Genomic DNA, 25,252 nt, shown 5'->3' with positions numbered 1-25,252 from the left:
CGTCAACATCGGCCACTGGCTCCGCCTGCTGCTTGGGGCCCCCACCACCACCGGCACCAGCCCGAACTTCGTCCACAGCTTCGGCTCGGGCGCCGCCGCGCTGCCCTCGAACAGCGTCGAGATCGGCTACCCGGACGTGCCGTCCTACGACCTCTGCACCGGCGTGCGCGCCGACACGCTGGAGCTCGACTTCTCGCCGACCGGCCCCGCCACCGCGACCTTCGGGCTGATGGGGCAGGGCTCGACGCGCGGCGGCACGAGCGCCGGCGGCACGCCGACCAGCGCCGCCTACACCGCCTTCCACAAGGCGCAGGGGGCGATCAGCCGGAACGGCGCGGCGCTCGCCCAGGTGACGGGCGCGCGGCTCACCTACGCCAACGGCATGGAGATGGTGCGCACCATCCGCGCCGACCGGAAGGTGGAGGGGGTGGATCCCGGCATCGCGCGCGCCACCGGGCAGATCACCGCGCGCTTCGCCGACAGCACGCTGCTGACGCAGGCGCAGGACAACGCGCCGGCGGAGTTCGCCTTTTCCTACACGATCGACGCCAACCGCAGCCTGACCATCACCCTGCACGAGGTCTACCTGGCGCTGGCCAAGACCCCGATCGAGGGGCCAGGAGGGGTCGAGGCCAGCTTCGAGTTCCGCGGGGCCTACAACGCCACCGCGACGCGCATGATGACCGTGGTGCTCCGGAACCAGCAGCAGGCGAGCGAGTACGCGTGAGGATCACGCGCCGCCGAGCAGGTCACGCAGCAGCCCCTGCAGGTCGCGCGCGCCGTGCAGGACCCGCAGGATGCGCGGCGGCGTCGCCGTCGCCCGATAGACGATCACGTAGGGGAAGTCCGGGACGACCAGGAAGCGCACCTCCTCCGGTGCCAGGGCGGGACGGACGACCCCGATCCGCGGATAGGCCCCGATCCGGACAGCAGCCGCAACGACCTGCTCGCGCAGGCGGCGGGCCGCGGCAGGATTGTCGGTGGCGATGAACGCCGCCGCCTCGGCAAGGTCACGACGGGCCTGCGCCGAGAGGATCGCCGGGCGCTTACCGCACATCGGGCCTTGCCCGAAGGCTGCCGATCGGGCTCAGCCGGCCTGCTCCCGCGCCCGCCTGGCTTCCGCCTCGGCGATGATCGCGTCCATCTCCTCCGCGACCTGCTCGACCTCGAACCACCCGGTCTCGTCGGCCTCGCGTTCCGCGGCCTCGAGCATGCGGGTGAAGGCCGCGCGCTTCTCCTCCTGCTCCTGCAGCAGCCGCAGCGCCGCGCGCATCACCTCGCTGACATTGCCGTAGCGGCCCGAGGCCACGCAGCGCTCCGCGAAGCCTTCGAGCTCCGGCGTCAGGCTGACATTCGGCATCCCGCCCTCCTGTCCCTCGTCATGTCAGACTTTGACATGGCGGCTGCCCGTTTCAAGTCCGGAGACCGCCCATGCTCACCCTCGACCTTCCCGCCGAGCCAGTGATGGGGAACACCAACACCTGGTCGCGGCCATCCTCGCCGCGCACCAGCGCGCGACGACCGCTGCCGGACGATCCTTCGACCCTTCCTCCCGTCCCGCCGCGTGCTCGTGGCTCCAGAGATAGGCGTGGCGGATCACGTCGCCGACAGCCGGCAGCGCCGGCGCGTCAGACCTCATGATCGAAGCGCTTGTTCTCCTCTGGCGGCCGCGCCGCGAGGATGGCGTCCACGATCTCCTGCGGCGCGTCCTCGGTGCGCACCACCTGGCGGTCGCGGCGCTTGAGGCGCTCGTATTCCTCGATCGAGATCAGCACCGTCCGCGGGCGACCGTTGCGGGTGATGGCGACGGGCTGGGTGAGGGCCTTGTCCTGGTAGAGGCCGAAGTTCCGCTGCGCCTCGGCCGCCGGGACCTTGAGCATCGGCTCGGTCATCGGGGGTGTTCCTTGGTTTCTGCAGGATACATAACCCATGGAGGGGCCAATTTCCATGCTCACCCTCGACCTCCCGACCGAGCCGTACTGGATCGACCTCCCGCGCGGCGTCCGCGTGGAGATCCGTCCGGTGAACACGGCCGTCATGGCCGCCGCCCAGGCCGCCGCCGCGCGCCGGCTGGGCGCGGTTCGTGCCGCGAGCGACGACCTCGACCCCGACATGGCCCGCGGCCTGTCCTTCGCCTTCCTGGTCAAGGCGCTCGCCCGCCACGCCGTCACCGCCTGGGAGGGCGTGGGCGACAGCGCGGGCCAGCCGCTGCCGCTCTCGCCGGAGGCCGTCGAGCGCCTGATGGACCTCGACGACATCGCCGCCGCCTTCTGGGACCGCGCCACCGCACCCGTCGCCGCGGTGGCCGCCGAGGGAAACGGCTGAGGGCCCGCGCCGCCTGGCACTTCGGGCGCGGGCCCGACTACTGCCGCGGCTGCGCCGCCCTCGGCCGGGACTGCGCCGAGGCCTGCCCCTACGCCGCGCACGCACCCACCACCATCGAGGGCCACGCCTGCTGGGCCGCTGGCACGGCCTGCGCCCAGGTCACGATGGCCGGCCTGACGCTCGACACCGCCGGCGCGCTCGCCGCGGCGCGCGATCTCGGCGCCGCTGGCTGGGCCGCCGCCGAGTTGCTGCTGGCCCTCCGCATCGGCATGGCTGAGGGCGGCGCCGAGCGGCGCGCGTCGGCGCCCGCCACCTAATCCGCCGGCCGGTCGCTCGGTCGCCGCTCCAGGATCGGGGCGAGCCTGCCGATCTGCTCGGCGATGCGCGGAACGCCGGCCTTGCGGAGCGCGACGACATACTCCGGGAGGTCGAGCGGCGGGGCGCGGTAGTGGCCCAGATCCTCCCGCACCGCATCGGCGAAGGCCGTCGGATCCATACTCTCGATATCCAGCAGGAAATCGTCCGGGTGCACGGCGTGCAGGCCGTAGGGCGCCAGGCGGGCCGGCGGGAAGTCGGCGACGTTGAACGTCACGATGCAGCTCGCCTTGCACACCACCGCCGCGGCGAGGACATGGCGGTCGTCGGGATCCGGCAGGACCATCGCGTCGATGAGCGGCTCGTAGCCCGTGACCAGCGCGTCCAGCACCGACGCGTCCATGAGCTCGCGGGTCCGCGCCAGATCGGCCGGCTCCAAGTCGGGCCGCTTCTCCAGCAGATTGCGGATCCACTCCTCGTGCACCCTGTCGCTCCACCGCGCCCGGAACAGCTTCGTCTGGGCGAGGAAGAGGATCAGGCTGCGCAGGCGCGCCCCGTAGAAGACGTTCGCGTCGAAGAACGCCGTGAAGGTCGAGATCACGCCTCAGTCGAGCCCCAGCCGGCGCGCCTCCGCGGCCATCTCCGCCAGCGCCTGCTTACGCTTCTCGGCGGAGGTGCGCTCGAAGGCCAACAGGTCTGCGAACCGTAGCCGCCGATGCCGCCCCACCATTCGGTGCGGGATCTCGCCCCGGTCGATAAGGCTGATGAGGAAGGGCCGCGACACGTTGAGGTAGTCGGCGGCCTGCTGCGTGGTGAGTTCGGCCTCGTGGGGGATGACCGAGATCGGCCGCCGCTCGGCCATGGCGCTGAGCACGGTGAGCACGACCTCGACCGCGCGGGCCGGCAGCGGGACGACCACGTTGGGCTGCTCGCGCAGCACGAGCTGGACGCCCTGGCCCGCCCGGGCGGCGGGGGCCAGGCTGGCGGCGGCGGTCTTGGCGATGGCGGCCTCGGCCTCGTCGGCGACGATCGGCTCGGCCTGGTCGAGCAGAGCGAGCATGGGGCCCTCCGGTGCCTTCTGGTGCCCGCCCTTATACGCAACAGACGGATTAAACGCAACTGACGAAACCGCCAGCCGGAGAGGGCACCATGGCCGACGCCACCCGCCGCGTCTCGGTCCGCCTCTCGCTGGACGACGCCGCTCGGGTCAAGGCCGGGCTGCGTGAGGTCGGCGAGACCGGCCAGCGCTCCCTCGACCAGATCAAGGGTGGCGCCGACCGCGCCTCGCGCTCCCTCGAACTGCTCGACGTCGCCACGCGCGGCATCCAGATCGCCGGCGTGGCGGTCGCCGCCCGCGCCCTGGTCCAGGCCGGCGACGCGCTCACCCAGAGCCTCTCGCGCCTGCAGAACGCCACCGGCTCGGTCGAGCGCGCCGGCCAGGTCTACGAGGCCCTCTACCGCAACGCGCTCTCCACCGGCGTCGCCGTCTCCGAGAGCGTCGACGCCTTCCAGCGCTTCGCGATCGCCGCCCGCGAGATCGGCGCCACCTCCGACCAGGTGGCGCGCCTCGTCGGCGGGCTGCAGCGCGTCGCCATCGTCTCCGGCGCCTCCGCCCAGGAGGTCTCCTCGGCGACGCTGCAGCTGGCCCAGGCGCTGGCCTCGGGCGTGCTGCAGGGCGACGAGCTGCGCTCCGTCCTCGAGGCGATGCCGCTGCTGGCCGAGGGCCTGGCGCGCGAGCTCGGCGTCTCGATCGGTCAGCTCCGGCAGATGGGCTCGGAGGGCCGGCTCACCGCCGAGCGGGTGTTCCCGGCGCTGCTGCGGGCGACCGAGCGGCTCGGCGCCGAGCTCGACCGCGCGCCCCTCTCGCTCGGCCGCGCCTTCGGCCAGCTCACCGCGGCGACCGAGAACTTCCTCGGCCAGCTCGACCGGGCGATCGGCCTGTCCAACGCGCTGGCCCGGGCGCTCTCGGCCGCCGCGCGCGCCGTGGACAGCGTCCGTCAGGGCGCGGGGCTGCGCAGCGAGGGCGAGCGTCTCGCCGGCCTGCGCCGCCAGGCCGAGGCGCTGGCGGCGCAGATCGGCCGGCTGGAGAGCGAGGGGGACGGCCGCGCCAGCCTGCGCGCCCCCGTCCGCCGCGGCAGCCTCCGCCCCGGCCTGGTCGGCGCCGCCGAGCGGCAGGCCGGCGTCGACAGCCGGGCGCGGCTGGAGGAGCTGCGCCGGGACTACTTCGCCACCCTCGCCGAGATCGACGCCGCCGAGCGGGAGTCGCTGGCCCGCCGCCTGGAGGAGCAGGAGCGCGCCGGCCAGGCCGCGGCCGACGCCCGCCGTCGCCGCGCGACGCGGGAGGTCCAGGAGCTCACCCGCGACCTCGACGACCGCTTCCGGATCAACCGCGAGTACGAGGAGCGGGTCCGCCGGCTACGCGAGGCGGAGGCGGCCGGCGCGGTCACCGCCGCCGAGCGCACGCGGCTCGAGACCCTGGCGCTGCAGGAGCGCGACGAGGCACTGCGCCGGTTGGAGCCGCGCGTCGCCGCCGTCCGCCGCGCCAGCAACGAAGGTTCACGGGAAGCCCGAGAGGCCGAGCGCCAGCTGAACGACCTGCTGCGCGAGCGCGAGCGGCTGATCCAGGACAACGAGACCGCCTACGAGCGCTACCAGCGCCGGCTGGAGCGGCTGTCCGACCTGGTGCAGCGCGCCGAGCGCGCGGGCCGGCCGATCCCGGACGAGACCATCGGGCGGGAGGCGCAGCGCGCCCTCGACGACCTGGAGGAGGCCGAGCGCCGCCTGCAGCGCAGCACGGAGGGCACGCGCGAGGCGGCGCGGGAGTTGGGCTTCGCGTTCTCCTCGGCCTTCGAGGACGCGATCGTGCGCGGCGAGCGGCTGTCCAAGGTGCTGCAGGGCCTGCTGCAGGACATCGCCCGCATCGTCGCCCGCCGCACCATCACCGAGCCGCTCGCCGACGCCGCCTCGAGCGCGCTGTCGGGCTTCTCGTTCGACGGTGTGTTCAGCGGCATCGGCTCGTGGCTCGGCGGCCTGTTCCGCGCCGAGGGCGGGCCGGTCGCGGCCGGGCGGCCCTACATCGTCGGCGAGCGCGGGCCCGAGTGGTTCGTGCCGGACCGCAGCGGCACGGTGCTGCCCAACGGCGTCGCGCCGTCCGGGCCGGTGGTGCACCAGACCATCGCCATCGACGCGCGCGGCGCCGACGCCGGCGTCGAGGCGCGGCTGCGGCTGCTCGCCGGGCAGATCGCCCGCCAGGCCTCGGCCATGACGCTCGACGCCATCCGCCGCGGCGGCGCGGCCTACGAGACGGTGCGGGGGTAGCAGCCATGGTGGAGTACGCCTGGCCCGAGGCGCTGCGCCCGTCGCGGCTCGTCTTCTACCTGCAGCACAACACCACCCGCTTCGTCTCGCCGGTCACCCGCGCCGCGCAGGTGCTGCGCCGCGAGGGCGCGCGCTGGGTGGCGGAGGCGACCTTCGACCCGCTCGACCGCGTCCGCGCCGGCCTCCTCGAAGGGCTGCTCGCCGCGCTGGCCGGCTCGGTGAACACGGTCCGCGTCTGGGACTGGCGGCGCGAGTTCCGCACCGGCGACCCGCGCGGCCAGGGCGACGTGCCGAGCGGGCCCTTCTCCTACTCCGACGCGACGATCTTCACCGACGGCACCGGCTTCGTGGTCGGCTCGGGGAACCCGGCGCTCGCCGCCGGCGCGCCGCGTGGGGCGCTCGCCATCCAGACCGGGGGCTGGTGGCCGAACGGCGTCGCGGTCGGCGCCGGCGACCTGATCGGCCTCGCCGGGCGGCTCTACATCGCGACCGAGACGGTCACCGCCGTCGGCGCGGGCACCGCCACGATCCCCATCGCGCCGCCGCTGCGCGAGGCGCTGCCGATCGACCAGCCGCTGGTGCTGACCAGGCCCACCGTCGCCATGCGCCTGGTCTCCGACGACGAGGCCGCCAACCCGACCCGGCCCGGACGCTTCACGGCGATCACCATCCGCCTCGAGGAGGCGCTGTAGTGTCAGACACACACGGCACGCCGCGGCTGTCGCCGCATGCCGCCGCCTCCGCCACCGCGCCGGTCGCGGCTCCCGTCGTGCTGGTCGAGCTCGACTTCGCGTCGGGCCCGTTCCGCGCCTGGACCGGGCTCGGCCAGCTGAACTGGGCGGGGAAGGTGTTCGAGGGCGTGGGCTCGATCGGCGCGGTCGGCGAGATCGAGGAGACGGTCGAGCTCCGTGCCGTGCGGCTGACCCTCGCGCTGTCACCCGTGCCGCAGGAGGTGGTGGACATCGCCCTCGCCGAGCGGAGCTTCCGGCTGCGGCCGGCCCGGCTGTGGGGCGCGCTGCTCGACGCCGAGGGCGCCTTCATCGCCGACCCGTTCCCGCTCTGGGCCGGGCTGATGGACACGATGGAGGTGACGGATGGGGCGGAACCTCGCGTCGCGCTGACCTGTGAGAGCCGGCTGGTCGACCTCGAGCGCGCCGAGGTGCGCCGCTACACCGACGCCGACCAGCAGGCCGAATACCCGGGCGACCGCTTCTTCGAATACGTCCCCGCCCTGCAGGAGGCGGAGATCCGGCTGCCGGCCCAGTGACGCGGCGGCCGGACTGGGCGGTGCGGCTGGCAGCCCTGCTGTCGGCGGTGGAGACGCGCGCCTTCGACGCCCATCGCTGGAACTGTGGGCGGTTCGCGCTGGCGGCGGTCGAGGCGGTGACAGGGGGGAGGCCAGCCTTTCGGGTCTTGCCCGATCTGGCCGCCTCCGCCGACAGCGCCGGCTTCCCGCGCGTGGCGCCGCTGCGGGCCCGCATGGGCGACGTCGTCCTCGCGCCTGATCCCGACCGTCTCGGCGTGGCGCTCGACGCCGGCCGCGTCGCCTTTGTCGGGCCGCGCGGGCTGCTGCGCGCGCCGATCACCCTCTGCAGCACCGCCTGGAGGATCGGCTGATGCCCGCTGCCGTTCCCCTGATCGCCGTCGTCGCGGGCGGCGTCGCCTCGGCCGCGGTCGGCGGCGGCATCATCGGCGCGATCGTCGGCGCCGGCGCCGCCTTCGTCGTCTCGACCATCGGCGCCTCGGTCTTTCCGGCCAAGCGGCCGACGGCGCCGACGTCCTCCGCCGCGCTGCGCCCCGGCGACGATCCGACCGCGCCCGGCGCCGGTCGCACGCAGTCCTTCCGCCAGCCGATCACCGAGCACCAGATCGTCTTCGGCCGCTGCAAGGTCGGCGGCCCGATCGTCTTCCTCCACTCGGCGACCGACGACCAGGGCCGCGCCGATGGCTGGTTCTACGCCGTCGTGGTGCTGGCCGCGCACCGCGTCCGCGCCATCGGCGAGGTCTGGCTCGGCGACACGCTGGCCACCGACCCGAAGTTCGCCGGCCTGGTGCGCATCGACCGCCACCTCGGCGATCCCGACCAGGCCGCGAACGCCAACCTGATCGCCGAGACCGGCGGGAAGTGGACCGCGGAGCACCGCGGCCGCGGCCGCGCCTATGTCGCGGTGCGCCTCAAGATCACCGCCGAGGCCTTCCCCTCCGGCCCGCCCAACATCGCCGCCCTGGTCGAGGGCGCGGACACGATCCTCGACCCACGCACCGGCGCGACGGGCTGGTCGGACAACCCGGCGCTCTGCCTCGCCTGGTACCTGACCGCGCCCTTCGGCTGGAAGGCGTCCTGGGACGACATCGACATCCCGGCCCTGATCGCCGCGGCGAACATCTGCGACGAGCTGATCGGCACCCGCGCCGGCGTCACCGAGCGGCGCTACACGGTGAACGGCCGCGTCTCGCTCGGCGAGGGCAAGATCGCCATCACCCGCAAGCTGGTCGCTGCCATGGCGGGCGCGCTCGTCGTCTCGGGCGGGCGGTTCTTCATCCACGCCGGCGGGCCGGCGCTGCCGGCGGCGACGCTCACCTCGGACGACCTGCGCGGCGACGTCACCATCCAGGGCAGCCGGCCGCGGCGGGACCTCTTCAACGGGGTGCGGGCGGTCTACGTCGACCCGGCGAAGAACTGGCAGCCGACTGACGCGCCGCCGCTGCTGGCGAGCAACTACGTCGCCGAGGATGGCGGCGAGCAGATCTACCGCGACATGGAGTTCCCGCTGACCACCTCGGTCGCGACGGTGCAGCGGCTGATGAAGGCCGAGCTGGAGCGCGTCCGCCGCCAGCGCGAGGTGGCCTTCCCGGCCAACCTCTCGGCGCTGCGGCTGCGGCCCTGGGACGGGGTGACGGTCGCGCTCGACCGGGTCGGGCCGTTCCCGGCGCGGGTGACGGGCTGGCGGCTGTCGCCGGATGGCGGCGTGGACCTCACCCTCTCCGAGGAGGACCCGGCGGTGTGGGACTGGAACCCGGCGGTGGACGAGCGCGCCGCCGGCGACAGCCCCTCCGTGGTGCTGCCGAACCCCGGCGTCATCGCTGCCCCGGCCTCGATCGCGGTGGACACGCCCACGGGAGCCGCCTTCGCCGCGCTCGGCGTGTCCTGGTCGGCGGTCGGCAGCGCCTACCTGGCCGGCTACGAGCTCGAGTTCCGCCCCGCCTCCGTCGCCACCTGGCAGGGCTACGGCGGCGCCCTGGGCGCGACCGCGGCCTCGATCCCCACAGGGGAGCCGACCGCCTTCCGGGTGCGCGCGGTGGCGCGCAGCGGGGCGGTGTCGGGCTGGCGGGAGGCGGCCATCCCCGGCGCCGTCACCGCGCCCGCCGTCCTCGGCATCAGCGGCGGCGTGCGTCTGTCCGGCGGCTTCCCGGCCGACGCCGTGCGGCTGCAGGTCTTCGAAGCCAGCAGCAACAGCCTCACCGCCGCTGTGAAGCTGCCCACGGAGCCGACCGCACTGCCCTGGGACCGCACCGGCCTCACCGCCGGCCAGACCCGCTGGTACTGGCTCCGCGCCGTCTCCGCCGAGGGCAACGTCTCGGCCCTCGCCGGGCCCGTCACCGCCACCGCGCTCTGATCGGAGGCAGCCCATGGCCGCCCGCATCGACGACCTGATGGTCCTCGGCCAGAACATCTCCAAGACCGACCTGGCGAAGTACCTCCGCGACCGCGAGGCGGTGCTACCGCGCGACTTCGGCGGCCTCGGCGACGGCGCGGCGAACGACCGCGCCGCTATCCAGGCCTGCTTCGACCGCGCCGCGGCAGACGGAAAGTTCGCCGTCATCCCGCCCGGCACCTGGAACGTCGACGCCGGGGTGACGCTCGGCGGCGGCGCCCGCGGGCTGATCATGCAGGGGGTGATTCAGTACACCGGCGCCGCCAACGCGCCGGCGACCGTGCTGACGCTCGGCGACGGCGGCACCACCCGCAACGGCGAGAAGCTCTACCTCAACCTCCAGGTCACGCGGCAGATCCAGTCCGACTGGCTGAACGAGGCCGACATCGGCATCCTCGCCCGCAACCTCGACTCCTCGACCCTCGACCTCCGCCTGGTCTCGGGCTTCACGATCGGGTTGCGCACGCTGGGCGACAGGCGGGGCTTCGAGGACACCACGCTGATCCTCGGGCGGATCCTCAACAACCGCTACGGCCTCGACGCGCACTGCGCCACCGCCACGGCCTGGAACACCTCGATCCGCTACTACGGTGGCCACTTCGCCTGTGCGACCGGGATCAACCCGACGATCGACCGCTTCGGGATCCGCTTCTCCCGCGGCGCTCCGGACGCCTACAACAACCACAACCGACACGTCTTCGACGCGCCGAACTTCGAGCTGCGCCAGCTCGACCCGAACGTCGCCATCCCCTTCCTGAACGAGACCAATGGCAGCGCCATCATCGGCCGGGCGCTGCGCATGGAGGCCTGCTCGCCCATCGTCGCCCGCCACACCGGGGCGGCGCAGGACTGCGAGTACGAGGTGGCCTGGGCCAACACCTACCAGGTCGGCATCGAGTACACCCCGACCGCCACCCGCTGCGGCAACGCGGTCTACAACCGCCACCGCGCCCCGGCCTCGCGCCACCTCCGCCTGCTCGGCAATGTGCCGAACCTGCGCGCCGCCGCCTTCCGGCACAGCGCCGCCGAGATCGGCGTCGAGGGCCTGGCGACGGTCGCCACCTCGACCACCGCCGCCACCACCCTGGCCGGCCTGTCCTTCAACGGCCTGGACGGCATCACGCCGACCGGCCGCGGGCTGCTGCTGGAGGCGCAGCGTGGGCTCGCCTTCGTGGTGGACTGCTCCCAGGCGAAGGAGTTCGCACTCGCCCACTGGCTGGTCGGCGGCGCCGACGGCGGGCGGCCCTTCGTGCGCTGCTTCGACGCGGCGATGGCCGTGCGCGAGGACCTCGCCGGCGACGTCCTCGCCTCGCTCACCACGATGCAGTGGAACGCCCCCGCCAAGGCCTGGACCGGCGGCGCGGTGATGGCCGACGCCTCCCTGAACCGGCGCATGACGGTGCGGCTCGGGCCCGCGGTCGCCTTTGCCCAGATCGGCATCGTCGGCTTCGATGGGCAGATCGAACTCGAGGCGCTGCGCCTGTATGGCCTGCCGGAGCACGCCCCGGCGCTCCTCTGCGGCACGCCCGCCCTGCCGGTGGGCCAGCGGGAGTTCGTCGCGGAGACCAGCTGGGACCTGCCCTCGCTCGCGCCGGGTGCAACCAGCCTGCTCGACGTCACGATCACCGGCTGCCGGCAGGGCGACCTGGCACAGGCGGCGCTCGCCTCCTCCACGCGCTTCGTCGAGCTCGACGCCACGGCCTGGACCACCAACACGGTCCGGGTGATGGCGCGCAACATCTCGCCCTCCGCCACCTTCGATCTGGGGCCGGCCACACTCTCCGTCGCGGTGACGAAGCGGCGGGTGCCCTGACCGCTCTTCCGGTCGGCCCCCGGCGCTACTCCGCCTCCCCAAAGCGGTAGCCGACCCCCGGCTCGGTTCGAATCAGTCCTGCCGCCGCACCCAGCTTCTGCCGCAGGCGCCCGATGTAGACCCGGAGGTACTGTGCGTCCTTGGCATGTGCAGGCCCCCACACCGCGGTCAGCAACTGCCGCTGGGTGATCACGCGTCCAGCCCCCGCCTGTGCGAGGGCGGCAAGCAGGTCCCACTCCCGCGGCGTCAGGCACAGCGGCTCGCCGCCCTCCACGCGCGCGCTGCGGCGCGTCAGGTCGAGCTCCAGGGGACCGATCCGCAGCAGTGGCCCCGGCACCCCACCCTCGGATGCCGCACGCGCGCGGCGCAGCGCCGCCCGTATCCGCGCCAGCAGTTCGCCGAGCGCGAAGGGCTTTTCCACATAGTCGTCCGCCCCGGCATCCAGCGCCGCGACCTTCTCGCCTTCCTGGTCCCGGGCCGAGAGCACGACCACCGGCACGGCGCTGAAGCTGCGCAGGCGCGGAAGCGCCTGCTGGCCATCCATGTCGGGCAGGCCGAGGTCGAGCAGGACCAGCGCAGGCGACCGCTCCGCCGTCAACCGCAGTCCTTCCGCCGCTGTCTCTGCTCGCAGCGGTTCGTAGCCGGCGGCCTCCAGCGCGGGGCCGAGGAAGCGGTGGATCTGCGGCTCGTCATCCACGACCAGCACGCGTGGCCGACCGGGCGCACTCATGCCGGGAACCGCACCGTGATGCGGGCACCCCGCCCGTTTGGTGTGATCGGGCTCTCGGCCGCGATCCGGCCACCCATGGCGTGGGCCAGCCCACGGCAGATCGCCAGGCCGAGCCCTGTCCCCGCGGCGACCCGGTCGGTCCGGCTGGCGCGGAAGAAGGGATCAAAGATCCGGGACAAGTAAGAGGGCGGGATGCCGGGCCCGTCGTCTTCCACTGCGATCGCCACCTCATGGCCCTCGCGCCGTGCGCGCACCGTCACCTGCCCGGTGGGCCCCGAGAATTTCAACGCGTTGTCGAGCAGGTTGCGCAGGATCTGGTCGAACAGGGCGGGATCGAGCCGCGGCTGCGGCAAGGTCCCGGCCAGTTCGCGCCGGATGGTCCTGCCGCCGCTGCCCCGCTCTGCCCGCGCAGCGGCGGCCTCGACTGCCTCGGCGAGGTCCACCGGCTCGCGCTTCGGCTCGATCTGGCCGTTCTCGATGCGCACGATGTCGAGGATGTTGGTGATGTAGCGGGTCAGGCGCTCCGTCTCCTCCGCGGCGGCCGCCAGCAGGTCCTGCCGCGTCGCCTCGGTGAGGGCGGGTCCGGCGCTGCGCAGGGTCTCCAGCGCGCCGCGGATGGAGGTCAGCGGCGTCTTCAGGTCGTGGCCGAGCGAGGTGAGCAGCGCGGTGCGCAGCTGCTCCGTCTCTGCCCGCGCCGCGTTGCGCGCCCCCTCCTCCATGAGTTGCGCCCGCTCCAGCGCCACCGCGGCTTGGTCGAGCAGGGCGGCGAGGGTGCGGTCCGTCTCCACCCCGAGCGGTCCGGCGCCGTCGCCCTCGGGCAGGCGCAGCCCGACCAGGCCCACCAGGCCGCGCGCGGTGCGCATCGGCCGGAACTGCCAACTGGCGGCGGGCAGCGTGTCGGTGCCCCGCCCGGTCGGGATGCTCTTGGCCATGGCCCAGCGTGCGGCCGCCATGGAGGCCTCGTCCGGCTCGGCGTCCAGCGGCACCGCCGCACGCACCACCGGCTCCGGCGCCGTCTCACCCGGCGCCGGCGGCAGGGGCATCAGCACGCAGGCGGGGCAGCCGGCGACGCGCGCTGCCTCGTGCGCCACCGCCTCCATCAGGTCGCCCGCGCCCCCCGGTGCCCCGAGCTTGCGGCTGAACTCCACCAGCCGCCGGAGGCCGAGCAGCCGGGCCCGCGCCGCGCGGACCGAGCGGCTGAGGCCGCCCGTGGTGCCGGTCAGCAGCAGCGCGACCAGGCCGAAGACGATGACGCCGACCACGTCCTGCGCCCCGGCGATCGCCAGGGTGTAGCGCGGCGGCAGGAACAGGAAGTTCCAGCACAGGAAGGACAGCGCGGCCGCCGCCAGCCCATGCAGCGGCCCGAATCCGACCGCCGCGGCGACGATGGCGGCGAGGTAGACCATGCCGAGCGCGCCCTCTGGCACCACGCCGTCGGTGACATGCCCGATCCCCGTGGCGAGGCCGACCAGCCCCGGCACCGCGGCCCAGCCGACCCAGCCGGGCAACTCCACCTCACGGCACCACGGCCGGCGCGGTGACGGGCCGGCGGGGTCGGGCACGACGTGCAACGTGAAGTCGGTGGCGTGGCGCAGCAGTGTGGCCGAGAGGGTGCGGCCCGTGAGCCTGCGCCACCGGGACGGATGCCCGCGGCCGATCACGAGATGCGAGGCGTTGCAGGCGCGCGCCTGGGCGAGGATGGCGCTGGGCAGGTCCTCCGCCACCACCGTCTCGACCTCGGCGCCGAGCCGCTCGGCAAGCCGCAGCGCTGGGCCGGGATCGCCGTCCTCCGGCGCGTTCGGCCGCTCGACGTGCAGGGCGAGGAGCGGCGCCCGCAGGGCGTCGGCGATGCGGCGGGCCTCGCGCACCACCGTCTCGGCGGCCGGATCGGCGCCGACCAGCGCCATGACGCGGTCCCCCGCCGGCCAGGGGCCGGTGATGGAATGCGCGCGCATGTAGCCGGTGACGTCGGCATCCACCCGCTCGGCGGTGCGGCGCAGCGCCATCTCGCGCAGCGCGGCGAGATTGCCTTCTCGGAAGAAACCCTTCAGGGCGCGCTCGGCCTGGTCGGCACGATAGACCTTGCCCTGGCGCATGCGCTCGAGCAGCTCGGCGGGCGGGATGTCGATCAGCTCGATGGCGTCGGCCTCGGCCAGCACGCGGTCGGGCACCGTCTCCGCCACCCGCACGCCGGTGATGCGGGCGACGGCCTCCGACAGGCTCTCCAGGTGCTGTACGTTCATCGTCGTCCAGACCTCGATGCCGGCCGCGCGCAGCTCCTCCACGTCCTGCCACCGCTTGGGATGGCGGCTGCCGGGCGCGTTGGTGTGAGCCAGCTCGTCGAGCAGCAGGATCTGCGGCCGGCGGGCGAGCGCGGCGTCCAGGTCGAACTCCTCCAGCGTCTGGCCGCGGTAGTCGATGCGCGCCCGCGGCAGTACCGGCAAGTCGGCGATCTGGGCCTGAGTCTCCGCCCGCTCATGCGTCTCGACCAAGCCGACGACCACATCGGCTCCGCCCAGGCGCCGGCGTCGGCCCTGAATCAGCATCTCGAAAGTCTTGCCCACGCCCGGAGCAGCGCCGAGGAACACCTTCAGCCGCCCGCGCCCTTCCTTGGCGGCAAGCGCCAGCAGGGCATCGGGATCGGGGCGGAGCGGCTCGGCCGGTGTCGGCGTCATGGCAGGAGCATACCCTACTCGCCCGCCCTGCTCATTCCCTGCTGCGGCTCACGGCACCGCGTGGACCTGTGGGGCTCTGACCGTATCGGACCCCGCCAGCCTCTCACTCGTGCCCGGGCGGCTCCGGCGCGGCCAGCCAGGCGGCAAGACCAGTAACGATGGCCAGCAGGACCGCCCCGGCCAACCAGGCCAGGGCGGTCGCGTCGTCGGTGACGGGCGGACGGGCACCGAGGCCGAGCACCAGCGACCCGAACAGCGCCCAGCCGAGTTCCGCCGCCAAGCCGAGCCACACCACCACCGCGACACCGACGCGCCGCAGCACCTGCCGTAATGCCGCGGCAAGCAGCCGGGTTCTCGACCTGCGCGGGATGAGGTCGTGCCGGTCGTCGAACATGGAGAGCGTCGCGGCCATGGCCGGTGCCTCAGAACACCTTGCTCAAGGTGAAAAGCACCCGTCCCTCGCAGATGCGCTGGCCGCCAGTGGCGCGGTCGGCAACGGGGGCGCAGTCGCGCTTGCCGATATTGGTGCCGTACCAGGTGAGGGTGGCGGTCACGCCCCAATAGATCTCGTGCGACAGGCCGACCGAGTACCAGAGGTAGTCGGGCGTGCCGAAGCGTGGGTTGTTCTGGATCCACTGGTAGCCGAGACGGCCGGAGGCGGTGAAGGCATAGGGGAGCGTCACGTCGACGCCGCCCTCGACATAGTGGCCCGTGCCCGAGCGGCCGAAGAAGTTCGGCGAGTAGTTGTAGGCGGCCAGGATCTTCACCGGATCGATGGTGGTGTTCGCCCTGATCGCGACCTCATGGTACTCGTTGAGCTGGGTGCCCGGCGCCTTGTCCTGGCCCGGGTACAGGTAGCCGACATAGCCGATATCGACGTTGACCCTACCCAACGCGAAGCGGTAGCCGGCCAGCAGGTCGAGCTCCTGCCGGGTGTCGTTCCAGGGGCTGGCCAGGAACTTCGCGTTGGTGAGGAAGGCGCCGACATAGACGCCGCTCTCATGCGCGAGGTCGAAGGTGCCCTGCACCGCCCAGTTGTTGCGGGTCTGGCTGATGCCGCGGAACAGGTAGTCGTTGGCGACGGCAGCCGTCGTGGTGAGCGTGAGGCCCGTGCCGGGGATGGCGATGCCCGGCGCGGCCGTCGGGTCTGCCGGGGTTTCCGCCGCCGGTGCCGCGCCGGGCGGCGCGGTGCCGGTCTGGGCGGCTACGGGATCCGCCTGGGCCGCGACCGACAAGGCCACCGCGGCGGCCCCGAGGATGCAACGGTGAAGTGGCATGGCTCAGCGTCCCTGCGGGAGGGCATCGAGCGCGAGGTTGAGGCGCAGCACGTTGACTCGCGGCTCGCCGAGCAGGCCGAGGGCGCGGCCCTCCGTGTGCGCGGCGACAAGGGCGCGGACGCGCTCCTCCGGCAGGCCGCGGGCCGCGGCCACGCGTGCCACCTGCCGCAGTGCATGGGCCGGGCTGATGTGCGGGTCGAGGCCGGAGCCCGAGGCGTAGGCGGCGTCCGCCGGGACCGGGGCAGGGCCGTTCGCCGCCACCCGCTCGCGCACCGTGGCGAGCAGGCTCTCGCTGGTCGGGCCGAGCTGGGACGCGGCGGAGGCGGCGGCGTTGTAGGGCGCCGGGCGCGTCTTGCCCTCCTGCTCCGGGTCGGCCTCGGTCGTCGCCGACGGGCGGCCGTGGAAGTAGCGCGCCTCGGTGAAGTTCTGGCCGATCAGCGCCGAGCCGATCACCTTGCCGTCACGCTCGATCAGGCTGCCATTGGCCTGGCGCGGGAAGGCGAGCTGGGCGATGCCGGTCATGACGAGCGGCATTGCGAGGCCGGTAACGAGGGTCAACCCGAGAATCATGACGATGGCCGGACGAAGAACGGTGTTCATGGCTCAGTAGATCCCGAGCAGGTTGAGCAGCAGGTCGATGGCTTTGATGCCGACGAAGGGTGCGATGACGCCGCCGACGCCATAGAGCAGCAGGTTGCGCCGCAGCAGCGCGGCGGCGCCGATCGGCGTGAAGCGCACGCCGCGGAGCGCCAGCGGAACCAGGGCCACGATGATCAGTGCATTGAAGATCACCGCCGACAGGATGGCGCTCTCGGGGCTCGTCAGGCGCATGACGTTCAGCGCCTGCAGCTCCGGGTACTGCGCCACGAAGATCGCCGGCAGGATGGCGAAGTACTTCGCCACGTCGTTGGCGATGGAAAAGGTGGTCAGCGCGCCGCGGGTGATCAGGAGCTGCTTGCCGATCTCCACCACCTCGATCAGCTTCGTCGGGTCGCTGTCGAGGTCCACCATGTTGCCCGCCTCTCGCGCCGCCTGGGTGCCGGTCTGCATGGCGAGGCCGACATCGGCCTGGGCAAGCGCAGGGGCGTCGTTGGTGCCGTCGCCGCACATCGCCACCAGCTGACCCTCGGCCTGCGCCTTGCGGATGTAGGCGAGCTTGTCTTCGGGCGTCGCTTCGGCGAGGAAGTCGTCCACGCCCGCCTCGGTGGCGATGGCAGCGGCGGTCAGGCGGTTGTCGCCGGTCACCATCACCGTGCGGATGCCCATGCGGCGCAGCGCGGCGAAGCGCTCCCGGATGCCGGGCTTGACGATGTCCTTGAGCTCGATGGCTCCGAGCAGGCGCCCGTCCTTCGCCACAAGGAGTGGTGTGGCGCCCTGGCGGGCGATGCGGTCCACGGCCTGCGCGAGGGCGGGGGGCAGCTCCGCGCCGAGCGCCCTGGCCAGGCTGTCCACGGCGCCCTTGCGGTAGCTGGCGCCGCCCATGTCAAGGCCGGAGATGCGGGTCTGTGCGGTGAAGGGCATCACCTTCGCTTCTGCGGGCAGTTCGGGCGCAGCGATGCCGTATCGCTCCCGCGCGAAGGCAAGGATCGAGCGGCCCTCCGGCGTCTCGTCGGCCAGCGAGGCCAGCACCGCGGCCTCGGCCACCTCATGCTCGGGCACGCCCGGTGCAGGGACGAAGGCGGCAGCCTGACGACTGCCCTGCGTGATCGTGCCGGTCTTGTCGAGCAGCAGCACGCTCACGTCGCCCGCCGCCTCCACCGCGCGACCGCTGGTCGCGAGCACGTTGAAGCGCACCAGCCGGTCCATGCCCGCGATGCCGATGGCCGAGAGCAGGCCGCCGATGGTGGTGGGGATCAGCGTGATGAGCAGCGCCGCCAGCACCGGCACCGAGGGCGGCTGCCCGTTCCAGGAGGCGAGGCCCACCAGCGTGGCCACGGCGATCAGGAAGATGATCGTCATGCCCGCCAGCAGGATGTCGAGCGCGACCTCGTTCGGCGTCTTCTGCCGCACGGCGCCCTCGACCAGCGCGATCATGCGGTCGAGGAAGGTCGAGCCGGGTGCCGCGGTAACACGCACCACGATCGAGCCGGAGACCACCAGCGTGCCGCCGGTGACCGCGCTGCGGTCGCCGCCGCTCTCGCGGATGACGGGGGCGGATTCGCCGGTCACCGCGGCCTCGTTCACCGAGGCGATGCCCTCGATCACCTCGCCATCGGAGGGGATGAGGTCGCCGGCCTCGACCAGCACGACGTCGCCCACCTGAAGCTCGGTCGCGGCGCGGGGCAACCAGAGCGTCCGGTCATCGGGTCGGACCAGCAGCTTGGCCTGCGTCGTGGTGCGGGTCTGGCGAAGGCTGTCGGCCTGCGCGCGGCCGCGGCCCTCCGCCACCGCCTCGGCGAATGTGGCGAAGAGCACGGTGAGCCAGAGCCAGACCGCGATACCCGCCTGGAAGCCCCAAGGCTCGCCAAGCAGGGCGGCGCGGACGGCAAGCACGGAGACCAGCAGGGAGACGACCTCGGTGACGAAGATCACCGGGTTGCGGGCGAGCATCCGCGGGTCGAGCTTGCGTATCGCGTCCAGCGCGGCGCGGGAGAGGATGGCAGGGTCGGCCAAGGTGGAGGCGGTGCGCATTGCGCGCCGGCTCTCGCCCTGGTGGGCCATGGCGGAGGCGACGTCGGGCATGATTCGGGATCTCAGAAGGTCTTGCCGGCGAGCATCGCGAAGTGCTCCGCCAGCGGGCCGAGGGCGAGGGAGGGCAGGAACTGCAAGCCGCCGACAATCAGGATCACGCCAGCGAGCAGCCCGGCGAAGAGCGGCGTGTGCGTCGGAAAGGTGCCGGCGCTCTCTGGCACCTTGACCTTTGCCGCGAGCGAGCCGGCGATCGCCATCATCGGTACGACATAGGCGAAGCGGCCGAGCAGCATGGCGAGGCCGATGGTGGTGTCGAACCAGGGCGTGTCCGCCGTCAGGCCGCCGAAGGCCGAGCCGTTGTTGCCCGCGCCGGAGCTGTAGGCGTAGAGAACCTCCGACAATCCGTGCGGCCCGGCATCCTGGATCGAGGTGACGGCCATCGGCAACACCACCGAGACAGCGGTGAAGCCGAGGATCGTGGCCGGCAGCACCAGCACCGCCAGCATCGCCAGCTTGATCTCCCGCGCCTGGATCTTCTTGCCCAGGAACTCGGGCGTACGGCCCACCATCAGCCCGGCGATGAAGACCGCGAGCAGGGCGAAGACCAGGATGCCGTAGAGGCCCGAGCCGACGCCGCCCGGCAGCACCTCGCCGAGCTGCATCAGGAACAGCGGCACCATCCCGCCGAGCGGGGTGAAGCTGTCGAACATGGCGTTCACCGCGCCGCAGGAGGCGCCGGTGGTCGCCGCGGTGAACAGCGCGACGAGGGCATGGCCGAAGCGGACGTCCTTGCCCTCCATGTTGCCGAGCGCGGGGTCCACGCCGCCCGCCAGGTGCAGCGGGTTGCCCGCGGCCTCGGCGGCGTAGACGATCGCCGTCGCCGCGACGAGGAAGCCCATCATCACAGCGAACAGGACCCATCCCTGACGCCGGTTGCCGACGATGGCGCCGAAGGTGAGGCAGAGGGCGAAGGGGATGACGATGTGGCTCCAGGTCTGCAGCGCCGTCGCCAGCGCACTCGGCCCCTCGAAGGGGTGCAGCGCGTTCACGCCGAAGAAGCCGCCGCCGTTGGTGCCGAGGTGCTTGATCGCGACCTGGAAGGCGACGGGCCCACGCGCGATTACCTGCGTCCCGCCCTCGAGCGTTTGCGCCTCGACATAGGCACCGAGGGTCTGCGGCATGCCCATGGCGACGAAGGCGAGGCCGACGATCAGTGCGAGCGGCAGCAGGACGTAGAGCGTCATCCGGACGAGGTCGGCCCAGAAGTTGCCGAGATTCTTGAGGCCGCCGGCCGCGAAGGCCCGCGACAGGGCGAGCGCAAGCGCGATGCCGGTGGCCGCCGAGACGAAGTTGTGGACGGTCAGGCCGGCCATCTGGCTGAGGTACGAGGCCGCGGACTCGCCGGAATAGGCCTGCCAATTGGTGTTGGTGACAAAGCTCACCGCGGTGTTGAAGGCGAGGTAAGGCGCCATGCCGCTGAAGCCCTGCGGGTTGAAGGGCAGCACGCCCTGCAGCCGCAGGATGGCGTAGAGCGAGGCGAAGCCGACCGCGCTGAAGGCGAGCATCGAGAGCGTGTAGGCCTTCCAGCCCTGGCCGCGGTTCGGATCGACGCCGGCGGCAGCGTAGATCATGCGCTCCAGCGGGCCGAGCACCGGATGCAGGAATGTGCGCTCACCCGCTGAAACCTGGGCGATGAAGCGCCCGAGCGGCATCGCGGCGGCAATGACGCAGGCGAGGACGAGGGCGATCTGCGCCCAGCCGATCAGGGTCATGGCTCAGAGGTCCTCGGGGCGCAGCAGCGCCCACAGCAGGTAGAGCAGCAAGGCGGCGGCGACGCCGCCACCCAGGATGAGGTCGAGCGGCATGGGATCAGACCCGCTCGCAGCCGACCGTGTAGGCGGCCATCAGGCCGAAGAAGCCGAGGCCGAGGACGAGCAGGATCACATCGAGCATGGCGGACTCCAGGAGAGAGGGCCTGAGTCCGCGTTCCGTAGGAGGGGAGCGCGTAAAGGCGCCATGTGAAAGAGGAGGCGGGCGCATAAAAACAGCATAAAGACGGGGCGCGGAATCCGCCTCTGCGATCGTCTTGGCATGGTCTTCGTGCCGGCGCGGCGAATCTCGCATGCCGCCTTGACGCCCGACAGGCCGACGGCACTCGGCGGAGGATCCCATGCCATCCCACCTCGGCACGAACCACGAACCGAGCGTGGCGACGCCGCGAGGTGCGGCAAGTCTTGCCAGCCCTGTTCCGCAGCTGCGCCGCGCGATGCGGCGCAACGGCTCGGCGAAGCGGTCGCGAGGATGACGCTGCAGCGTGGCTTGGCGTCACCGCGCCAGCTTGGGCGACACGCGGCGTTCTGCAAGGCCGACGCCGCCGGCAGGGCGCTACCGGGCGCGCCGCGAGGCCGGCGCGTCGGGGCGCAGGCGGCAGCCTGGATCTCCCGGCTACTGCCGCGCCAGGGCACCACGGCGGGCGCCTCGCGTTTCAGAACAGCAGCAGTCAAGGGGGCCGCGCTCGAAACGGATGGGCCCGGCCATGCCAAGCACCACCGACGGTGTCTCCCCCGCTGCCGTCTCCATCCCGGCCGCCGCGGCCCCTCCGGCGGGCACCGCGCTGCTGCTCGGCGCCCTCGGCGTGGTGTTCGGGGACATCGGCACCAGCCCGATCTACGCCTTCCGCGAGACGCTGCGTGCCGCCGCGGACGACGAGGCCGGCGGGCACGGCGCCGCGCCGGCAGCGGCGCTGACGGTGGCCCCAGAAGCTGTGTTCGGCGTGGTCTCGCTGATCTTCTGGGCGGTCGCGCTGGTGGTCGGGCTGAAGTACGTCGTCCTCGTCATGCGCGCCGACAACCAGGGCGAAGGCGGCACCATGGCCTTGCTCTCGTTCGCCGTGCCGGCCGCGCCGGAGCGGCTGCGCCTGGGCGTGCTGGTGGCGGGCCTCGCCGGGGCCTCGCTCTTCTTCAGCGACGCGATGATCACACCAGCCATCTCGGTGCTCTCCGCCGTCGAGGGGCTGGCGGTCGCCACGCCGGTCTTCGAGCCCTACGTCGTCCCGGTCGCGGTAGCCGTCCTGGTCGGCCTGTTCGCCATCCAGAGCCGCGGCAGCGAGCGCGTGGGTCGGCTGTTCGGGCCGGTGACGGCAGCCTGGTTCGCCACCTTCGCGCTCGCGGGCCTCGTCCGCGTCGCCGGGCGCCCCGAGGTGCTGGCCGCGCTCGATCCGCGCCACGCCCTCGCCCTCCTCGCCGGGAACCCGGGCGCGGGCGCGCTGGCGGTGCTGGGCTCGGCCTTCCTGACGCTCACCGGGGGCGAGGCGCTCTACGCCGACATGGGCCACTTCGGCCGCCGTGCCATCCGCATCGACTGGTTCGCCGTGGTCATGCCGGCTCTGGTGCTGAACTACCCCGGCCAGGCGACGCTGGTGCTGGACGACCCGGCGGCCGCCGGTAGCCCTTCTTCCGGCTGTTTCCCGGCCCGCTGCTCTACCCCGCGGTGGCGCTGGCCACCGCGGCCACGGTGATCGCCAGCCAGGCGGTGATCAGCGGCGCCTACGCGCTGGTGCAGCAGGCGATCCAGCTCGGCGCCGTGCCGCGGCTCGAGGTGCGCCAGACCTCCGAGCGCACCGCCGGGCAGGTCTACATGCCGCAGGTGAACTGGCTGCTCGCCGCCGCGGTGCTCGGCCTCGTGCTCGGCTTCCGCGGTTCGGCGGCGCTGGTCAACGCCTACGGCGTCGCAGTCGCCGGCGACATGCTGGCGACCACGCTGCTGATCGCGGCGGTGGCGCGCGGCCGCTGGAACTGGCCGTGGCCGGCGGCCGCGGCGGTCCTCGGGCCGTTCCTGGCGCTCGACCTCGCCTTCGTCGCGGGCAACCTGCACAAGGTCCCGGCCGGGGGCTGGTTCCCGCTGCTGGTCGGCGCGGCGGCGCTGACCCTGATGCTGGTCTGGCGGCGCGGCCGCGCCGCCCTGCTGGCGCGCCGCGACGAGGGCGCACAGCCCCTCGCGGCCTTCCTCGCCGGCCTCGACACACCCGGCGCGCCGCCGCGGGTGCCGGGCACCGCGGTGTACCTGACCGGACAGCGCGAGGTGGTGCCGACGGCGCTGGCGCTGAACCTGCGCCACAACGGGGTGCTGCACGAGGCGGTGGCGCTGCTGCACGTGCGCGCCGAGCGGGTGCCGCGGGTGGCGGAGGCCGAGCGGGTCACGGTCGCGGAACTGGGCGACGGCGTCCGCGACGTCACGGTCCGCTTCGGCTTCGCCGAGGCGCCGGACGTGCCGGCGGCGCTGCGGCTGCACCGGCGCGAGGCCGGCCCCGACCCGGACGCGGCGTCGTTCTTCCTCGGCCGCGAGGTGCCGGTGCCCTCCATGCGGCCCGAGCTGAAGGCCTGGGAGGAGCCTCTGTTCGTCTTCCTCACCCGCAACGCGGTGCGCGCGCCGGACTACTTCCGCATCCTGCCGCCGCGCGTGGTCGAACTCGGCACCCGGGTCGAGCTGTGAGATCCGGCCGCCCACACCGCGCGGAGGACCAGCCGGCACCGGGCCAAGCCGGGCCGCGATGGAGGCTTCCAGCACCGCTGGCGGAGGCCGTGGCCCTCGCTGCCGCGACGCTGCCTGTCGGCGCCGTACTGGCCGCACTCGCACCGGAGGGGCACTTGGCCGGGAGCCAGGCCGCCGCGGCGGGCGTTGCATTGCTGGTATGGTGCTACTGCGATGGCACCGTGGGGCGGCGCTTGCACTGGAGACCCCTGCGAAACCCGCCTGATCGTGTGATGGAGGCGTGGCGGCGGCCTGTAAGCGGCCTTTGTGTTCGGTTTCGATGTCTGTCGGCTGGGCGTTGGGCGCACGTCTCCTGTCAGGCGAGGAGCCGTTCGGCGCGGCGGAGGTTCATGGCGGTGCAGAGCAGGTGCAGATGGGCGCCGTTGCGCAGCAGTCCGCGGTAGCGGACACGGCGCCAGCCGTAGCTGCGCTTGAGCGTGCCGAAGGCGCGTTCGACCTGGCCGCGGATCGGCGCCAGCGCCGTGTTCATCCAGCGCTGCCAGGCGGTGAGCGGGCGGCGCGCATGGCCGCGATGCATGATGCCGTCGGCGATGCCGGCCGCGGCCAGCGCCTCACGCCGAGGCGCGCTGTCATAGGCCTTGTCCATGAACACCGCCGCTTCGTCGCCCTGCACCAGGCCGTCGGCGACGAGGCTGTCGCCGACATCGGCACCGGTCAGCACGGCGTCGCGGATCAGATCGGAGCCGAGATCCACCGCGACATGCGCCTTGAAGCCAAAGAAGCTGCGCTGGCCGCGCCGCGTGAAGCCGGCCTCCGGGTCCTTGATGGAGACCTCGCCCTCGCTGAGCGGCGGGCGGGCGACGGCGGCCTCGACCAGCGTCGCGTCGATCAGTGTGCCGGCCTTCAGCACCAGGCCTTTCGTGTCGAGCTGGCGGTTCAGCTCGGCGAACAGCGCCTCGGCCAGGCCGCGCTCGGCCAGCGCGCCGCGGAAACGGCACAGCGTGGTTTCGTCCGGCGTGGCGTCATCGAGGCCGAAGCCGCAGAAGCGACGGAACGACAGCCGGTCGGCCAGCGCCTCCTCGAGGCCGGGATCGGAGAGCTGGTACCACTGCGCCAGCAGCAGCGCGCGAAAGAGCGCCAGCGGCGGGTAGCCGGGCCGCCCTATCGGCGCGCGCAGCGGCGCGAGCAGGCGCTCCATCGGTGCCCAGTCGATCAGGCCGGCGATGCGCTCCAGCCGCCGATTGGAACCGGCACCCGCCGGCAGCAGCGCCTCCGCCAGGCTGCCCTGTCCGATCCGCCGCTGACCCATCGCCGCCTCGTCACCATTGCCGACCCACGAAGCGAATCAGCGTTCATCAGCACCGACAAGCCGTTTCGCAGAGGTCTCCACTGGGGCTTGGCGGCTCTCGAAGCCCTGTTACGGCTCCGCCTCGCGCTAGCCTGGGCCCGGGTGCTGCTCGACGGTCCGGACCTCGGCGCCGGCGGCTGATCGCGGCATGCGTTGGATCCTGTTTGCCGCTCCGGGCGGGCGCTCGGCCAGAGAGTGTTCGTTCCCGGTTCTCTTCGCCACGCCATTTCCATGCGACGCGAATGGTCTCCCTGACGGTGAGTCACGCCGTGAGGCGCAGGGTTTCCGCCGGTCTCGCAGCCAGACTGGCACATACGTCCGCGCAACGAGCGGCCGAAACTGATGCGGTGGACGGCCCCTGAGCGGCATCGATGTGCCAGGCTCGCGGCTGTTGACGTCAGCGAGCAGAGGAGCCGTCCACCATGGAGATTACCACGATCGGTCTGGACATCGCCAAGCGCGTGTTCCAGGCGCATGGAGTTGACGCCAGCGGACGCGCCGTGATGCGGCGCAAGCTCGGGCGGGCCGAGGTGCTGGACTTCTTCCGTGCGCAGCCACCTTGCCTTGTGGGCATCGAGGCCTGCGGCACGGCGCATCACTGGGCGCGCGAGATACGGGCGCTTGGTCATGAGGTGCGACTGATCCCGGCGGCTTACGTGAAGCCCTACGTCAA

25 protein-coding genes and 2 pseudogenes are annotated in these 25,252 nt (G+C 72.9%); 12 read left to right on the top strand and 15 right to left on the bottom strand.

Translation table 11 applies throughout. The annotated features are described in order from the left end of the window. Nucleotides 1-727, top strand: a 727-nt coding sequence (locus H596_RS0116695; RefSeq protein WP_027285848.1) for a phage tail tube protein, incomplete at its 5' end; no start/stop codon positions are given. A gap of 3 nt (nucleotides 728-730) precedes the next feature. Here H596_RS0116695 and H596_RS0116690 read toward each other — a convergent pair. From H596_RS0116690 to H596_RS0116680, 3 genes are all read right to left on the bottom strand, one after another. Further along, the gene (locus tag H596_RS0116690; RefSeq protein WP_027285847.1) at nucleotides 731-1,057 is read right to left on the bottom strand and encodes a type II toxin-antitoxin system RelE/ParE family toxin; all 327 of its coding nucleotides are present in this window, start codon (nucleotides 1,055-1,057) and stop codon (nucleotides 731-733) included. A 30-nt stretch (nucleotides 1,058-1,087) separates the two neighbouring features. Further along, a complete protein-coding gene (locus H596_RS0116685) occupies nucleotides 1,088-1,360 on the bottom strand; it encodes a type II toxin-antitoxin system ParD family antitoxin (protein WP_027285846.1) in 273 nt (90 codons plus the stop codon). 268 nt (nucleotides 1,361-1,628) lie between these two features. Next, complete coding sequence (locus H596_RS0116680; protein WP_027285845.1) at nucleotides 1,629-1,892, bottom strand: type II toxin-antitoxin system Phd/YefM family antitoxin; 264 nt, start codon at nucleotides 1,890-1,892, stop codon at nucleotides 1,629-1,631. Nucleotides 1,893-1,929: 37 nt separating this feature from the next. Between H596_RS0116680 and H596_RS0116675 the strand changes: the two genes are divergently transcribed. Together H596_RS0116675 and H596_RS24220 are read left to right on the top strand one after the other, a co-directional pair. Then, on the top strand, nucleotides 1,930-2,325 hold the full coding sequence (locus H596_RS0116675) for a hypothetical protein (protein WP_245584046.1): 396 nt from the start codon (nucleotides 1,930-1,932) through the stop codon (nucleotides 2,323-2,325). Nucleotides 2,326-2,489: 164 nt separating this feature from the next. Then, nucleotides 2,490-2,642, top strand: a complete 153-nt coding sequence (locus H596_RS24220; protein WP_169579885.1) for a hypothetical protein — start codon at nucleotides 2,490-2,492, stop codon at nucleotides 2,640-2,642. On the opposite strand, the gene H596_RS22135 is transcribed toward H596_RS24220, so the two are convergent. Together H596_RS22135 and H596_RS0116660 are read right to left on the bottom strand one after the other, a co-directional pair. Continuing rightward, nucleotides 2,639-3,241, bottom strand: coding sequence for a PIN domain-containing protein (locus H596_RS22135; protein ID WP_245584045.1), 603 nt, complete (start codon nucleotides 3,239-3,241; stop codon nucleotides 2,639-2,641). The two genes, H596_RS24220 and H596_RS22135, sit on opposite strands and share 4 nt — an antisense overlap. 3 nt (nucleotides 3,242-3,244) lie before the next feature. Next, nucleotides 3,245-3,700 carry a helix-turn-helix domain-containing protein gene (locus H596_RS0116660; protein ID WP_051213296.1) on the bottom strand — a complete coding sequence of 152 codons (456 nt, stop codon included), beginning with the start codon at nucleotides 3,698-3,700 and terminating at the stop codon, nucleotides 3,245-3,247. Nucleotides 3,701-3,789: 89 nt separating this feature from the next. Here H596_RS0116660 and H596_RS0116655 point away from each other — a divergent pair, with 89 nt between their 5' ends. From H596_RS0116655 to H596_RS0116630, 6 genes are read left to right on the top strand one after another with little or no spacing between them, the layout of a single operon-like run. Further along, the gene (locus H596_RS0116655; RefSeq protein WP_027285842.1) at nucleotides 3,790-5,958 is read left to right on the top strand and encodes a tape measure protein; all 2,169 of its coding nucleotides are present in this window, start codon (nucleotides 3,790-3,792) and stop codon (nucleotides 5,956-5,958) included. 5 nt (nucleotides 5,959-5,963) lie between these two features. Continuing rightward, nucleotides 5,964-6,650 carry a hypothetical protein gene (locus H596_RS0116650; protein WP_027285841.1) on the top strand — a complete coding sequence of 229 codons (687 nt, stop codon included), beginning with the start codon at nucleotides 5,964-5,966 and terminating at the stop codon, nucleotides 6,648-6,650. Continuing rightward, nucleotides 6,650-7,225 carry a hypothetical protein gene (locus H596_RS0116645; protein WP_027285840.1) on the top strand — a complete coding sequence of 192 codons (576 nt, stop codon included), beginning with the start codon at nucleotides 6,650-6,652 and terminating at the stop codon, nucleotides 7,223-7,225. Before H596_RS0116650 ends, H596_RS0116645 begins: the two co-directional genes overlap by 1 nt. Further along, nucleotides 7,222-7,575 (top strand): DUF6950 family protein, encoded by a 354-nt coding sequence (locus H596_RS0116640; RefSeq protein WP_027285839.1) that lies wholly within the window; start codon nucleotides 7,222-7,224, stop codon nucleotides 7,573-7,575. Before H596_RS0116645 ends, H596_RS0116640 begins: the two co-directional genes overlap by 4 nt. Next, a complete protein-coding gene (locus H596_RS0116635) occupies nucleotides 7,575-9,575 on the top strand; it encodes a phage tail protein (protein WP_027285838.1) in 2,001 nt (666 codons plus the stop codon). Before H596_RS0116640 ends, H596_RS0116635 begins: the two co-directional genes overlap by 1 nt. Before the next feature lie 13 nt (nucleotides 9,576-9,588). Then, nucleotides 9,589-11,427: a pectate lyase family protein gene (locus tag H596_RS0116630; RefSeq protein ID WP_027285837.1), complete on the top strand. Its 1,839-nt coding sequence runs from the start codon at nucleotides 9,589-9,591 to the stop codon at nucleotides 11,425-11,427. Nucleotides 11,428-11,452: 25 nt separating this feature from the next. Here H596_RS0116630 and H596_RS0116625 read toward each other — a convergent pair whose 3' ends face one another. The 9 genes from H596_RS0116625 to H596_RS23925 form a co-directional block, all read right to left on the bottom strand. Next, nucleotides 11,453-12,157, bottom strand: a complete 705-nt coding sequence (locus H596_RS0116625; protein WP_027285836.1) for a response regulator — start codon at nucleotides 12,155-12,157, stop codon at nucleotides 11,453-11,455. After that, nucleotides 12,154-14,832, bottom strand: coding sequence for a sensor histidine kinase (locus H596_RS0116620; protein ID WP_027285835.1), 2,679 nt, complete (start codon nucleotides 14,830-14,832; stop codon nucleotides 12,154-12,156). Before H596_RS0116620 ends, H596_RS0116625 begins: the two co-directional genes overlap by 4 nt. Nucleotides 14,833-14,935: 103 nt before the next feature. Next, a complete protein-coding gene (locus H596_RS0116615) occupies nucleotides 14,936-15,244 on the bottom strand; it encodes a hypothetical protein (RefSeq protein WP_027285834.1) in 309 nt (102 codons plus the stop codon). A 10-nt stretch (nucleotides 15,245-15,254) separates the two neighbouring features. Continuing rightward, entirely contained in the window at nucleotides 15,255-16,109 is an 855-nt protein-coding gene (locus H596_RS0116610; protein WP_051213294.1) for a TorF family putative porin, read from the bottom strand. A 3-nt stretch (nucleotides 16,110-16,112) separates the two neighbouring features. Then, nucleotides 16,113-16,709: a potassium-transporting ATPase subunit KdpC gene (kdpC, locus tag H596_RS0116605; RefSeq protein ID WP_027285832.1), complete on the bottom strand. Its 597-nt coding sequence runs from the start codon at nucleotides 16,707-16,709 to the stop codon at nucleotides 16,113-16,115. Between the two features lie 3 nt (nucleotides 16,710-16,712). Then, the gene (kdpB, locus tag H596_RS0116600) at nucleotides 16,713-18,791 is read right to left on the bottom strand and encodes a potassium-transporting ATPase subunit KdpB (protein ID WP_084602926.1); all 2,079 of its coding nucleotides are present in this window, start codon (nucleotides 18,789-18,791) and stop codon (nucleotides 16,713-16,715) included. An 11-nt stretch (nucleotides 18,792-18,802) separates the two neighbouring features. Next, nucleotides 18,803-20,512 (bottom strand): potassium-transporting ATPase subunit KdpA, encoded by a 1,710-nt coding sequence (gene kdpA, locus H596_RS0116595; RefSeq protein ID WP_027285830.1) that lies wholly within the window; start codon nucleotides 20,510-20,512, stop codon nucleotides 18,803-18,805. 3 nt (nucleotides 20,513-20,515) lie between these two features. Next, complete coding sequence (locus tag H596_RS23540) at nucleotides 20,516-20,605, bottom strand: potassium-transporting ATPase subunit F (RefSeq protein ID WP_084602924.1); 90 nt, start codon at nucleotides 20,603-20,605, stop codon at nucleotides 20,516-20,518. Nucleotides 20,606-20,609: 4 nt separating this feature from the next. Continuing rightward, nucleotides 20,610-20,864 carry a hypothetical protein gene (locus tag H596_RS23925; protein ID WP_156910166.1) on the bottom strand — a complete coding sequence of 85 codons (255 nt, stop codon included), beginning with the start codon at nucleotides 20,862-20,864 and terminating at the stop codon, nucleotides 20,610-20,612. Between the two features lie 400 nt (nucleotides 20,865-21,264). Between H596_RS23925 and H596_RS24940 the strand changes: the two are divergent. Both H596_RS24940 and H596_RS24990 read left to right on the top strand, forming a co-directional pair. Continuing rightward, nucleotides 21,265-22,688 (top strand): annotated as a pseudogene (locus tag H596_RS24940) (KUP/HAK/KT family potassium transporter); the annotation flags it as partial. Then, nucleotides 22,671-23,231: a KUP/HAK/KT family potassium transporter gene (locus tag H596_RS24990; RefSeq protein ID WP_408735285.1), complete on the top strand. Its 561-nt coding sequence runs from the start codon at nucleotides 22,671-22,673 to the stop codon at nucleotides 23,229-23,231. The pseudogene H596_RS24940 and the gene H596_RS24990, both read left to right, overlap by 18 nt. 355 nt (nucleotides 23,232-23,586) lie before the next feature. Here the strand turns inward: H596_RS24990 and H596_RS0116575 are convergent, their stop codons facing one another. Beyond that, nucleotides 23,587-24,540 carry an IS5 family transposase gene (locus H596_RS0116575; protein WP_156910165.1) on the bottom strand — a complete coding sequence of 318 codons (954 nt, stop codon included), beginning with the start codon at nucleotides 24,538-24,540 and terminating at the stop codon, nucleotides 23,587-23,589. A 461-nt stretch (nucleotides 24,541-25,001) separates the two neighbouring features. Between H596_RS0116575 and H596_RS0116570 the strand changes: the two are divergent. Then, nucleotides 25,002-25,252: pseudogene (locus H596_RS0116570) on the top strand (IS110 family transposase); the annotation flags it as partial.

It is taken from the genome of Rubritepida flocculans DSM 14296 (genome assembly GCF_000425365.1).
Taxonomy (GTDB): Bacteria; Pseudomonadota; Alphaproteobacteria; order Acetobacterales; family Acetobacteraceae; genus Roseococcus; species Roseococcus flocculans.
Note: the sequence above shows the minus strand (reverse complement) of the source record. Positions and strands in the feature narration are given on the sequence as shown.

Bases quoted from the DNA above. Each gene is read 5' to 3' on its own strand.
- H596_RS0116690 (WP_027285847.1), bottom strand. From the start codon at position 1,057: ATGTGCGGTAAGCGCCCGGCGATCCTCTCGGCGCAGGCCCGTCGTGAC.
- H596_RS0116685 (WP_027285846.1), bottom strand. From the start codon at position 1,360: ATGCCGAATGTCAGCCTGACGCCGGAGCTCGAAGGCTTCGCGGAGCGC.
- H596_RS0116680 (WP_027285845.1), bottom strand. From the start codon at position 1,892: ATGACCGAGCCGATGCTCAAGGTCCCGGCGGCCGAGGCGCAGCGGAAC.
- H596_RS0116675 (WP_245584046.1), top strand. From the start codon at position 1,930: ATGGAGGGGCCAATTTCCATGCTCACCCTCGACCTCCCGACCGAGCCG.
- H596_RS24220 (WP_169579885.1), top strand. From the start codon at position 2,490: ATGGCCGGCCTGACGCTCGACACCGCCGGCGCGCTCGCCGCGGCGCGC.
- H596_RS0116660 (WP_051213296.1), bottom strand. From the start codon at position 3,700: ATGCTCGCTCTGCTCGACCAGGCCGAGCCGATCGTCGCCGACGAGGCC.
- H596_RS0116655 (WP_027285842.1), top strand. From the start codon at position 3,790: ATGGCCGACGCCACCCGCCGCGTCTCGGTCCGCCTCTCGCTGGACGAC.
- H596_RS0116650 (WP_027285841.1), top strand. From the start codon at position 5,964: ATGGTGGAGTACGCCTGGCCCGAGGCGCTGCGCCCGTCGCGGCTCGTC.
- H596_RS0116635 (WP_027285838.1), top strand. From the start codon at position 7,575: ATGCCCGCTGCCGTTCCCCTGATCGCCGTCGTCGCGGGCGGCGTCGCC.
- H596_RS0116630 (WP_027285837.1), top strand. From the start codon at position 9,589: ATGGCCGCCCGCATCGACGACCTGATGGTCCTCGGCCAGAACATCTCC.
- H596_RS0116625 (WP_027285836.1), bottom strand. From the start codon at position 12,157: ATGAGTGCGCCCGGTCGGCCACGCGTGCTGGTCGTGGATGACGAGCCG.
- H596_RS0116620 (WP_027285835.1), bottom strand. From the start codon at position 14,832: ATGACGCCGACACCGGCCGAGCCGCTCCGCCCCGATCCCGATGCCCTG.
- H596_RS0116615 (WP_027285834.1), bottom strand. From the start codon at position 15,244: ATGGCCGCGACGCTCTCCATGTTCGACGACCGGCACGACCTCATCCCG.
- H596_RS0116610 (WP_051213294.1), bottom strand. From the start codon at position 16,109: ATGCCACTTCACCGTTGCATCCTCGGGGCCGCCGCGGTGGCCTTGTCG.
- kdpC (WP_027285832.1), bottom strand. From the start codon at position 16,709: ATGAACACCGTTCTTCGTCCGGCCATCGTCATGATTCTCGGGTTGACC.
- kdpB (WP_084602926.1), bottom strand. From the start codon at position 18,791: ATGCCCGACGTCGCCTCCGCCATGGCCCACCAGGGCGAGAGCCGGCGC.
- kdpA (WP_027285830.1), bottom strand. From the start codon at position 20,512: ATGACCCTGATCGGCTGGGCGCAGATCGCCCTCGTCCTCGCCTGCGTC.
- H596_RS23540 (WP_084602924.1), bottom strand. From the start codon at position 20,605: ATGCCGCTCGACCTCATCCTGGGTGGCGGCGTCGCCGCCGCCTTGCTG.
- H596_RS23925 (WP_156910166.1), bottom strand. From the start codon at position 20,864: ATGCGAGATTCGCCGCGCCGGCACGAAGACCATGCCAAGACGATCGCA.
- H596_RS24990 (WP_408735285.1), top strand. From the start codon at position 22,671: ATGCTGGTCTGGCGGCGCGGCCGCGCCGCCCTGCTGGCGCGCCGCGAC.
- H596_RS0116575 (WP_156910165.1), bottom strand. From the start codon at position 24,540: ATGGGTCAGCGGCGGATCGGACAGGGCAGCCTGGCGGAGGCGCTGCTG.